8 protein-coding genes are annotated in these 10795 nt (G+C 67.5%); 6 read left to right on the top strand and 2 right to left on the bottom strand.

The features are described 5' to 3' along the window. Positions 1-129 precede the first annotated feature (129 nt). Positions 130-2700: a trehalose-phosphatase gene (gene otsB / locus ACFWU5_RS24310; RefSeq protein WP_379269069.1), complete on the bottom strand. Its 2571-nt coding sequence runs from the start codon at positions 2698-2700 to the stop codon at positions 130-132. A gap of 333 nt (positions 2701-3033) precedes the next feature. After that, the gene (kstR, locus tag ACFWU5_RS24305) at positions 3034-3648 is read right to left on the bottom strand and encodes a cholesterol catabolism transcriptional regulator KstR (protein WP_379241096.1); all 615 of its coding nucleotides are present in this window, start codon (positions 3646-3648) and stop codon (positions 3034-3036) included. A 136-nt stretch (positions 3649-3784) separates the two neighbouring features. On the opposite strand from kstR, the gene ACFWU5_RS24300 reads away from it, so the two are divergent. The 6 genes from ACFWU5_RS24300 (at position 3785) to ACFWU5_RS24275 (ending at position 10791) form a co-directional block, all read left to right on the top strand. Further along, positions 3785-5905: an acyl-CoA dehydrogenase gene (locus ACFWU5_RS24300; protein ID WP_379241097.1), complete on the top strand. Its 2121-nt coding sequence runs from the start codon at positions 3785-3787 to the stop codon at positions 5903-5905. A 4-nt stretch (positions 5906-5909) separates the two neighbouring features. After that, positions 5910-6989 carry an acyl-CoA dehydrogenase family protein gene (locus tag ACFWU5_RS24295; RefSeq protein WP_379269067.1) on the top strand — a complete coding sequence of 360 codons (1080 nt, stop codon included), beginning with the start codon at positions 5910-5912 and terminating at the stop codon, positions 6987-6989. Continuing rightward, positions 6974-8137, top strand: coding sequence for an acyl-CoA dehydrogenase family protein (locus ACFWU5_RS24290; RefSeq protein WP_379241099.1), 1164 nt, complete (start codon positions 6974-6976; stop codon positions 8135-8137). The genes ACFWU5_RS24295 and ACFWU5_RS24290 overlap by 16 nt, the downstream gene beginning before the upstream one ends. 14 nt (positions 8138-8151) lie before the next feature. Next, positions 8152-9120, top strand: a complete 969-nt coding sequence (locus ACFWU5_RS24285; RefSeq protein WP_379269065.1) for a bifunctional MaoC family dehydratase N-terminal/OB-fold nucleic acid binding domain-containing protein — start codon at positions 8152-8154, stop codon at positions 9118-9120. 73 nt (positions 9121-9193) lie between these two features. Continuing rightward, a complete protein-coding gene (locus ACFWU5_RS24280; RefSeq protein ID WP_379269063.1) occupies positions 9194-9616 on the top strand; it encodes a MaoC family dehydratase in 423 nt (140 codons plus the stop codon). After that, positions 9613-10791 carry a lipid-transfer protein gene (locus tag ACFWU5_RS24275; protein ID WP_379269061.1) on the top strand — a complete coding sequence of 393 codons (1179 nt, stop codon included), beginning with the start codon at positions 9613-9615 and terminating at the stop codon, positions 10789-10791. Before ACFWU5_RS24280 ends, ACFWU5_RS24275 begins: the two co-directional genes overlap by 4 nt. The last annotated feature ends 4 nt before the right edge of the window (positions 10792-10795 follow it).

The raw sequence follows: 10795 nt of genomic DNA, 5'->3' as shown, positions 1-10795 counted from the left end.
GCTACGGCCACTGCGTGGCCGCTGCTCCCTATGGGTCGCAGGTGGGGGCTGGGGAGTGCGGTAGGTGGCGGATTTGGGGTGCGGGCATGTGGAAGCCGGGCCCTGGGGTGGGCCCGGCTTCTGGGGTGATCAGACCAGGGCGTTGACCGGCTGGCTCAGGAGTTGGGCGCAGCGGAGTAGGCCGAGGTGGCTGTAGGCCTGGGGGTGGTTGCCGAGGGAACGTTCCGCGACGGGGTCGTATTCCTCGCTCAGGAGGCCGGTGGGGCCGGCCGCTGCTACCAACTGGGCGAACAGGGCTTCGGCGTCGGAGCGGCGGCCGATCAGGAGGTAGGCCTCGACCAGCCAGGCTGCGCAGAGGTGGAAGCCTCCTTCGCCGCCGGGGAGGCCGTCGTCGTGGTGGTAGCGGTAGACCGTTGCGCCGCTGCGCAATTCGGCTTCCGTCGCCACTACTGTCGCGGCGAAACGCGGGTCGGCGGGGTCGATCAGGCCGCTCAAGCCGATGTGCAGGGTGGCGGCGTCGAGGTCGGTGCCGTCGTAGGCGGCGGTGTAGGACTGGACCTCGTCGTTCCAGCCTTTCGCCTTCACCTCGTCGGCGATGGTTTCGCGCAGGGTCACCCAGTCGGGGTCGGCGGGTCGGTCGAAGCGTTCGGCCAGCGTCAGGGCGCGGTCGATGGTGAGCCAGCCCATCACCTTCGAGTACACGTGGTGGCGGGGGTTGCCGCGGATCTCCCAGATGCCGTGGTCGGGTTCGGTCCAGCGGCGCTGCACCGCCGACACCATGGCGTGCACCAGTTCCCAGTCGGCGTCGGGCAGTGCCTTGGCGGGGGAGGTGATGCCCTGACGTTCGCGCTCGTGCGCCATCGAGGTGATCAGGTCCACGATCGGCCCGAACACGTCGAGCTGCACCTGCATATTGGCCGCGTTGCCCACACGCACCGGCCGCGATCCGGCGTAACCGGGCAGCGCGTCGATGACCGCTTCGGGCGGCAGGGTCTCGCCGTAGATCGTGTACAGCGGGTGCAGACGCTCGGGTCCGGGCAGCGTGTCCAGGACCTTGTGCACCCAGTCGAGGAATTCCTCGGCCTCGGTCAGCGAGCCCAGTGTCACCAGCGCCTGCGCGGTCAGCGACGCGTCGCGCAGCCAGCAGTAGCGGTAGTCCCAGTTGCGCACGCCTCCGATGTCCTCGGGCAGCGAGGTGGTCGCCGCGGCCAGGATCGACCCCGACGGGCGATGCACCAGCCCACGCAGGGTCAGCGCCGACCGCTTCATCAGATCGGGCTTGAGCGGCGGCAGTTGCAACCCGGCCGCCCACTGTGACCAGTACTGCTCAGCGAGCTGACGACGCTGCGGTTCCGGCGTCATCGACGGTGCGAGATCAGCCGTACCGCAACGCAATTCGAGCACAACCGGCGCGACAGACGGATCGACCACCGCGCGCGCCTGCTCATTGGTCCCGTCGGACAGAATCTCCCACTCCACCCCGGGAGAACGCAGCACCATCGGATCATTGGTGCCGCTGACGATCAGACCGTTGCGCACAGCTTCCATCCGCACCGGCACCTGCCCGAATTCCGGCTGCGGCGCGAACGTGACAACCGCCTTCGCGGTACCGGTGATCACGCGCGTCAGATCGGTGCGGTCGGGAGCTACGTCGTGCGGCAGATAGTCCGCCACTTGCAAACTGGCCCATCGTGTTTCGACAGTCATCGTGCCGTCCACATACCGCTGCGACAGCGGCAGACTCGCCCGCTCCGGCGCCACGGTGAAGTGCCCGGCCGCCGCACCACCGAGCAGATGCGCGAACACCGCCGCGGAATCGGGTTCGGGATGGCAGAACCAAGTCACCGTGGCATCGGGGGTCAGCAGCGCGACCGAGCGGGGACTTGCCAACATGCTCAGCCGTTCGATCCGCGGCGCGCTCGCCCCGGCCAGCCACGTGCGCCGCTCCTCGACCAGGAACGCCAGCGCCCGCGCGACGTCCTCGGTGGAGTCCACGTGCAGCTTGGCGATGCTGTCGCCCTCGCCGACCTTGATGCCGACATCGGGGCCCGACAGCACCCGGAACGCCTTCTCGTCGGTGACGTCGTCGCCGAAAAACACTGCGGCGGAAGCACTGTCCTGATGACGGATGGTGTCCAGCGCGGTGCCCTTGTCGGTGGGGATCACCGCCAGTTCGATCACCGCCTTGCCCTCGGTCACCTGCACGCCGACCCAACGAGCCGGACCCTGCCGCACCGAAGTCAGTGCGCGCCTGCCGATCTCGGGGCTGGCGTTGCGCACATGCAACGCGGCGCTGGCCGGCTTCATCTCCACGGTCACGCCGGGGTTCTCGGCGGCGATCGTCGAGAAGGCCGAATTGATCTCGGTGAGAAGCTGTTTGGCGTCGTTGTCGATCGCGTGCACGAAGCCCACGTCGAATTCCGAACCGTGACTGCCGATCAGCTGCACCTCGACCGGCAGACGCGACAGCGCGGCCAGATCACGTAGTGCCCGACCGGAAATCACCGCCGCGGTGGTGTTGGCCAACCCCGCCAGCGCGCGTAGTGCGCTCACCGATTCCCGCTGGGGGAAGGCTTTGGCCGGGTCGGACACGATCGGGGCGATCGTCCCGTCGTAGTCCGAGGCAACCAGCAGCCGGGGCACGCGTGCCACCGACGCCAGTGCACGGCGGACATCCAAGGGCAGTTCCTGTGCGCTCACGCATCCAACCTAGTGATGGGAGGAGTTGATCAGGGGGCGCGAAAAACAATACTGCGTCAATTTTGTCGCGCGAGCGGCGCGGCGGGTTGTGCGTGCGTCGCCGAGCCGTTTGCTCGCGACCTTACGGCAAATCTCGCGGCCGTGGTCGGCCACCACGCGCCGTTCGCGTCGGGGCCGCCGGGCAAGGTGAGGCCCGCGCGGCTGGTAGATGCACTGTTTCGCATATGCGACGTCGGCTATGCATCTTCCTACTGGAAGGCGCACAGCCGACGCGTGTCAACAGCTATGGGCGATTTGTGATGTTCGAGCGAGCGGAAATGCCGGGTTGCGCAGCTATCCGCGATCGCCCAGCAACAGGTCCACGGTGAGCTCGAGTCGTTCCGTGACATCGGTCGCAGAGGCCCGTCGAGTCAGCCACGCGACCAGATTCGACAGCCACACATCGGAGATCACGCGCGCGATCGCCAGCTGACGTTCGTCGGGTTCGCCGTCGCTCATGGCCCGCGCGAATACCCGGTCCATCACCTTGCCGACCCGATCCACCTCCGCCGCGGCCGACGCGTCGGCGAACATGAACGCGCGCGTCATGGCCTCGGTGAGCAGCGGGTCGCGCTGCATCATCCGGGTGATCTGGGTGAGCAGGCCGTGCATCCGCTGCGACGGGCCGTCGCCGGGCAGCGGCTTGCGCTTGCCCTCGAACATCTCGAATTCCCTGGCCAGCGCCGAAACCAGCAGGTGCACCTTCGACGGGAAGTACCGGTAGAGGGTGCCGACGGCGACATCGGCGCGCTCGGCGACCGCCCGCATCTGCACGGCGTCGTAGCCGCCCTTGGAGGCCAGCGCGAGGGTCGCGTCGAGGATGCGCTTGCGCCGGTCGCGCTGCGCGTTGGAACTGAGCTCCTCCTCCGACAGCGTGGTCACGGTGGGCGTTGGTGCGGGACTGTCCATCGTGGAAACCCTTTCGCGTCTGTGGAATTTCGGCGGTGCAGCGGTGCAGCGAGTGTAGGTCTCTTGACTTATACCCGGCACAGATATTAGAACATGTTCTAGGAGTGGGAACCACGCCGGAAGGGCGGATCTTCTTGTGACCATCGCCACCACTGACGAGCATAAAGCCGCCGCGGCGTCGCTGCGGGGCTGGGCGAGTTCGGTCGCGCCGATTGAAACAATGCGAGCGGTCGGTACGCACGCTTGGCGTGAGTACTGGCCCGCGCTGGGCGAGTTCGGACTGTTCGGCGTCGCCGTGCCGGAGGACAATGGCGGGCTCGGCGGCACCGTCGCCGATCTGGCGGTGATGCTCGAGCAGACCGGCGACGATCTGGTCGGCGGGCCCGTGCTGGCCACGGCCCTGGCCGGGCTGATCACCGAGGGTGTCGTCGACGGAACACCGTGTGCGGTCGCCGTGCCCGGTGACGAACGAGCCGCGAAAGCGGTGGCCACCGACGATGGCTGGAGTGTCACCGGCACTTGGGATTTCGTGTACGGCGCCGACGATCAGACGCAGGTGCTGGTACCCGCGAACACCATCGACGGCGTTCGCTGGCTGTTGATTTCGCCTGCCGCAGTGGCAATTACACCGCTGCAGCATGGCGACCACACCGTGCCGCTGGCCCGAGTCACCGCCACCGACGTAGCGGTTCCGGCAGCCCACGGCTTCGCGCCAACGGCCGATATCGCCGACCTTTTCGTGACGCTCGCAGTAGCCGAACTAGCGGGCGTGGCTGCCTGGTCATTGCGCACCGCCGTCGAATATGCCCGCGTCCGTGAGCAATTCGGCAAGCCCATCGGCAGTTTCCAAGCCATCAAGCACCTGTGCGCCTGGATGCTGTGCCGCGCCGAGTTGATCCGCGCGGTCGCCGCCGACGCCGCCGCAGCCGTCGACGAGGGCGGTTCCGAACTCCCCATCGCCGCCGCGGTAGCAGCCTCGGTCGCCCTCGACGCCGCGGTCGACAACGCCAAAGACGCCATCCAGGTACTGGGCGGCATCGGCTTCACGTGGGAACACGACGCGCACTTCTACCTGCGCCGAGCCAGCTCGCTGCGCCAACTCCTCGGCGGCTCCGCCCGCTGGCGGGCCCGCGTCGCCGAGCTCACCAGGGCCGGTCAGCGCCGCACCACCGGTGCCGAACGGGTCCTCGGCGATGCCGCGGTAGACACCGCGCTCGCCGCCGAAATCGCCGCGATCGCAGCCCTAGACCCCGCCGACCAGCCGCGCGCGTTGGTCGAGGCGGGCCTGGTGATGCCGCACTGGCCGCAGCCCTACGGCCGCGCCGCCGACCCGATGACCTGCCTGCAGATCGCCGAACAGCTGCGCCGCGCCGACCTGACCGTCCCCGACCTCGCCGTCGCGGGCTGGGCGGTGCCGACCCTGCTGCGCTTCGGTACCGAGGAACAGATCGACCGCTTCGTCCGCCCGACCCTGCACGGCGACGTCATCTGGTGCCAGCTGTTCAGCGAACCCGGCGCGGGCTCCGACCTGGCCGCGCTGCGCACCACTGCCGACAGAGTCGATGGCGGCTGGGTATTGCGCGGCCAGAAGGTCTGGACCTCCCTGGGATCGACCGCGAACTGGGGCATCTGCCTGGCCCGCACCGATCCGTCCGCGGCCAAGCATCGCGGCATCAGCTACTTCCTGGTCGACATGCGCGCCGCCGGTGTGCAGGTGCGGCCGCTGATCCAGATCACCGGCGAGGACCGGTTCAGCGAGGTCTTCCTCGACGACGTGTTCGTGCCCGACGACTGCCTGGTCGGCGCGTTGAACAACGGCTGGAAGATCGCGCGGACCACCCTGTCGGCCGAACGGGTCGCCATGGGCGGCGGCGGGATCGGCGGCGCGCTCGAAGCGCTGCTGGACCGTTTCCCGGTCGGCGGATGGGGAACAGAACTGCGTGAGGACCGTTTCGGCGCACTGATCACGTCATCGATTGCTGGATCATTGCTGGAACAGCGGATCGCGGTGGCGACAATGGCCGGAACCGACGCGGGTGCCCAAGCCGGCGTGCGAAAACTGGTCGGCGTCCGGCATCGGCAGGACCTGGCGGAGTACGCGTTGGAGCTCACGGGCGAAGAAGGTGCCCTGGACAGCGATGCTCTGAAAGAATTCCTGCTCACACGGTGTCTCTCGATCGCGGGCGGTACCGAGCAGATTCTGTTGACCGTGGCCGCCGAACGGATTCTCGGCCTGCCGCGCGATGCGGACAGTTAGCTCGATGAGGGAGGACGCCGTGGATTTCACCCGCGACGAAAGTGCCGACGCCGTAGCCGAGGTAGTGGTGAGCCTGCTCGAACGTGAGTCGGCCCGAGATATGGCCCTGTGGCCGAGTTTGATCGACTCCGGGTTGTTGGCGGTGCCGGTGCCCGAGCGGTTCGGCGGCGACGGCATGGGACTGCTCGAGGTGTCGGCGCTGCTCATGGAGCTGGCCACCGATGCCGCCGCGGTCCCGGCCCTGCCGACCTTCGGGTTCGGCGTGCTGCCCCTGCTGGGGGTGCTGTCGGACGAACTGGCCGAACGCGTGCTGGCCGAGGTCGGCAAGGGCATCGTGCTCACCGCCGCGCTCAACGAACCGGGTGCCCCGTTCACCACCGCGCCTACGACCAAAGCGGTACGTGACGGCGACACGGTGCGGATCACCGGCCGCAAGCCCGGCGTGCTCTACGCGTCGGAATCACGCTGGATTCTGGTGCCCACCGATGCCGGTGTGGCACTGGTCGATTCGGTCGCGCCCGGACTCGAGATCCTGCCGGTCACGGGTTCGGCGGGCATTCCGGAGGCCACGCTGATCCTCGACGACGTCGAGATCCCCGCCGACCAACTGCTGCCCGACGCGTTACCCGCCCTGCACCGCCACGCGTTGGCCTGCATCGGCGCGGTCGCCGACGGCCTGCTCAAGGGCGCGATCACGCTCACCGCCGAGCACGTGCGCACCAGGGAACAGTTCGGCAGGCCGCTGGCGGAATTCCAAGCCGTGGCCCAGCAGATCGCCGACCTGTATGTGGTCTCGCGCACCCTGCACGTGGCCGCGGAATCGGCGTGTTGGGCGCTGGCGCAAGCGGATTCGTCGCCCGAACACCAGGACCGCATCGACGAGGACCTCGACGTGCTCGCCTACTGGGCCGCCGCGGAGGTTCCGCGCGCCATGCAGAAATGCCACCACCTGCACGGTGGCCTCGGCGTGGACATCACCCACCCGATGCACCGCTACTACTCACAGGCCAAAGACCTCGCCCGGCTGCTGGGCGGCGCGGGGCTGCGGCTCGACCTTCTGGGAGCAAGATGTTCATCGATCTGACCGCCGAACAGCGGCGGTTGCGCGAGGAATTGCGTTCCTATTTCGCCGATCTCATCACCCCTGCCGAAGCCGTGGACATGGCCGTGGACCGGCACGGTGACACCTACCGCGAGGTGGTGCGCCGGATGGGCCGCGACGGCTGGCTCGGCGTGGGCTGGCCCAAGGAGTTCGGCGGTCAAGGTTTCGGCCCGATGGAACAGCAGATCTTCTTCAACGAGGCTGTGCGAGCGGACATTCCGCTGCCGCTGGTCACGTTGCTCACCGTCGGCCCGACACTGCAGAAGTACGGCACCGACGAACAGAAGAAGAAGTTCCTCCCCGGAATCCTTTCCGGCGACATCCATTTCGCTATCGGCTACTCCGAGCCTTCGGCGGGCACCGACCTCGCCGCGCTGCGCACCAGCGCGGTGCGCGACGACAGCGGCGACTGGATTGTCAACGGCCAGAAGATCTTCACCACCGGCGCCCACGAGGCCGACTACGTGTGGACGGCCTGCCGTACCGGCTCGGTCGAATCCCGCCACCGTGGCATCACCATCCTGATCGTGGACACCAAGGACCCCGGCTACTCCTGGACGCCGATCATCACCTGCGACGGCGCCCACCACACCAACGCCACCTACTTCGACGACGTCCGTGTGCCCGCGGAAATGCTGGTCGGCGAGGAGAACCGCGGCTGGCGCCTGATCACCACCCAGCTCAACCACGAACGCGTGAGCCTGGGCCCGTCGGGCAAGATCGAACAGCTCTACGACCGCCTGCGCGACTGGTCCGCCTTGCACGGACTGCTCGGCGAGCCCGAGGTGCGTCGCGCACTGGGTCGCGTGCGAACCATGGTGCGGCTCAACGAGTTGCTCAACTGGCAGGTCGCCGCCGCCGACACCACGGCAGGCCAGAACGCGGTGATCGCCGACGCCTCGGCCACCAAGATCTTCTCCACCGAATCCCTGCAGGAAGCGGGACGTATCGTCGAGGAGATCATCGGCCGCTACGGCGACCCCGCCGACCCCGGCACCGCCGACCTGCTCGGCTGGCTGGACCGCCGCACCAAACAGAACCTGGTCGTCACCTTCGGTGGTGGCGTCAACGAGATCATGCGCGAACTGGTCGCCACCGCGGGCCTGGATCTGCCGCGCGTCCCCCGATGAACAAGGAGCGGCGCGTGCCGGAAACCATTACGCCCGAGGACATTCCAACGTTGTTGACGAAGTTGTCGGCGGCGGGGGAGTCCGCACCGCGAGCCGGTCGCGACCCGGTGAACCAGCCGATGATCAACAACTGGGTCGAGGCGTTGGGTGACACCAACCCGATCTATGTCGATGCCGAGGCGGCGCGGGCTGCCGGTCATCCCGGCATTGTTGCCCCGCCTGCTATGGCGCAGGTGTGGACGATGTTGGGGCTCAACGGGGTTCGGGCGGCTGACGACCCACTCGGTCAGGCCACCGAACTGCTCGATGCGGCCGGATACACGTCTGTCGTCGGTACGAACTGTGAACAGACTTACCACCGGTACCTCGTGCCGGGGGAGGAGGTGACAGTTACCAGTTACCTCTCGGAGTTCAAGGGCCCCAAGCGAACTGGTCTCGGCGACGGGTGGTTCCTGACTTTCGTCACCACCTGGTCGGTCGGCGACGAGGTCGTCACCGAAATGCTGTTCCGCATCCTGAAGTTCGCGCCTGGCACGGCCGCAACGCCTGAGCGTAGTTCGTCCGCTTCGTTCGTCCCTGAGGTCGCGGCAGCCGATCGAGTCGGCCCGGTGATCTCACGCGATACCGAATTCTTCTGGGCTGGAACAGCAATCGGTGAACTACGCATCCAACGTCTCCCCGACGGATCGCTACGCCACCCGCCGATCCCCGCCCTGTGGCAGGACAAAGCCGAAACCACCGACTACCTCGTGGCAGCAGGCACCGGCACCGTCTTCAGCTTCGTCGTGCACCACGCCCCCAAGGTCCCCGGCCGCGCCCTCCCCTTCGTAGTCGCCCTCGTCGAACTGGACGAAGGCGTCCGAATGCTCGGCGAACTACGCGGCCTCGACCCCGCCGCCGTCGCCATCGACCAGCCGGTCCGTGTCGCCTTCGAAAAACTCGCCGACGGAACAGTATTGCCGTATTGGCAGGCCGTGTCGTGACCGCCGATCGCTGCGTACCGCGCGGCAGCACCGCATCGTCGACCAGCCCTGCTCGTCCGGAAAGGACGCCACTGTGACCCCCACCGTCGAACTCACCACCCTCACGGTGGGAACCACCCTGCCGGAGTTGGCAATTCACGCCGACCCCACCTTCGTGATCAGTACGGCTATAGCCACCAGGGACTTCCAAGACGTCCACCACGACCGCGACAAAGCCATCGAACGCGGCTCGACCGACATCTTCGTCAACATCCTCACCGACACCGGCCTGGTCCAGCGCTACGTCACCGACTGGGCAGGCCCCCGCGCCCTGATCAAGCGCATCGCCCTGCGCCTGGGTGTCCCCCTGTACGCAGGCGACACCCTGACCCTGAACGGCGCGGTCACCGAGATCGAGGGCACTCAGATCACCATCGACATACACGGCAAAGACAGCCTCGGCGAACACATCACCGCCACCGCGATCATCGAGATCCCTGATTCGGAGCCGAAATGAGCACCCCCACCGGCCTTTCCGGCCGCGCCGCCATCGTCGGCATCGGCGCCACCGACTTCTCCAAGGACTCCGGCCGCAGCGAATTGCGTTTGGCCGCAGAAGCAGTCACCGCCGCCCTCGCAGATGCGGGCCTCACGCCCGACGATGTCGACGGCCTCACCACCTTCACCATGGACACCAACACCCAGGCCGCGGTCGCCAGAGCAGTAGGCATCCCGAGCCTGAAGTTCTTCAGCCACATCGGATATGGCGGCGGCGCAGCCTGCGCAACCGTTCAACAAGCCGCCATGGCAGTAGCGACCGGCGTAGCCGACGTAGTAGTCGCCTACCGCGCCTTCAACGAACGCTCCGGCGCCCGCTTCGGCCAATTCTCCCCGGCCCTGGCCGCCGCCCCCACCTCGTCCGGCATCGACGCAGGCTGGGCCTACCCCCAGGGTCTGGGCACCCCCGCCGCCCAGGTAGCCATGGTCGCCCGCCGCTACATGCACGTCACCGGCGCCACCAGCAAGGATTTCGGCGCGGTGGCAGTAGCCGACCGCAAACACGCCGCCGTCAACCCCAACGCCTTCTTCTACAACAAGCCGATAACCCTTGAGCAGCACCAGGATTCACGCTGGATCGCCGAACCACTGCACCTGCTGGACTGCTGCCAAGAATCCGACGGCGGCGTAGCTATCGTCGTCACCAGCGCCGAACGCGCCCGCGACCTCCCGCAACGCCCCGCGATCATCGCCGCCGCCGCCCAGGGCAGCGCCACCGACCAATACGTGATGACCAGCTACTACCGCGACGCCATGACCGGCCTGCCCGAAATGGGCCTGGTAGGCAACCAACTCTGGTCCCACAGCGGCCTCACCGCCGCCGACATGCAAGCCGCCATCCTGTACGACCACTTCACCCCCTTCGTCCTCATGCAGCTCGAGGAACTGGGCTTCTGCCCCCGCGGCGAAGCCAAGAACTTCATCGCCGACGGCGCGATCGAACTGGGCGGCCGCCTCCCGCTGAACACCCACGGCGGTCAACTGGGTGAGGCCTACATCCACGGCATGAACGGCATCGCCGAAGCCGTCCGCCAGATCCGCGGCACCTCGGTCAACCAGGTCGACGAACTGGAACGCATCCTCGTCACCGCCGGAACCGGCGTTCCCACATCGGGTTTGGTCCTCACCGCGTAGTCCG

It is taken from the genome of Nocardia sp. NPDC058640 (assembly GCF_042716995.1).
Classification (GTDB): domain Bacteria; phylum Actinomycetota; class Actinomycetes; order Mycobacteriales; family Mycobacteriaceae; genus Nocardia.
This window is presented reverse-complemented; position numbering and strand designations above follow the sequence as displayed.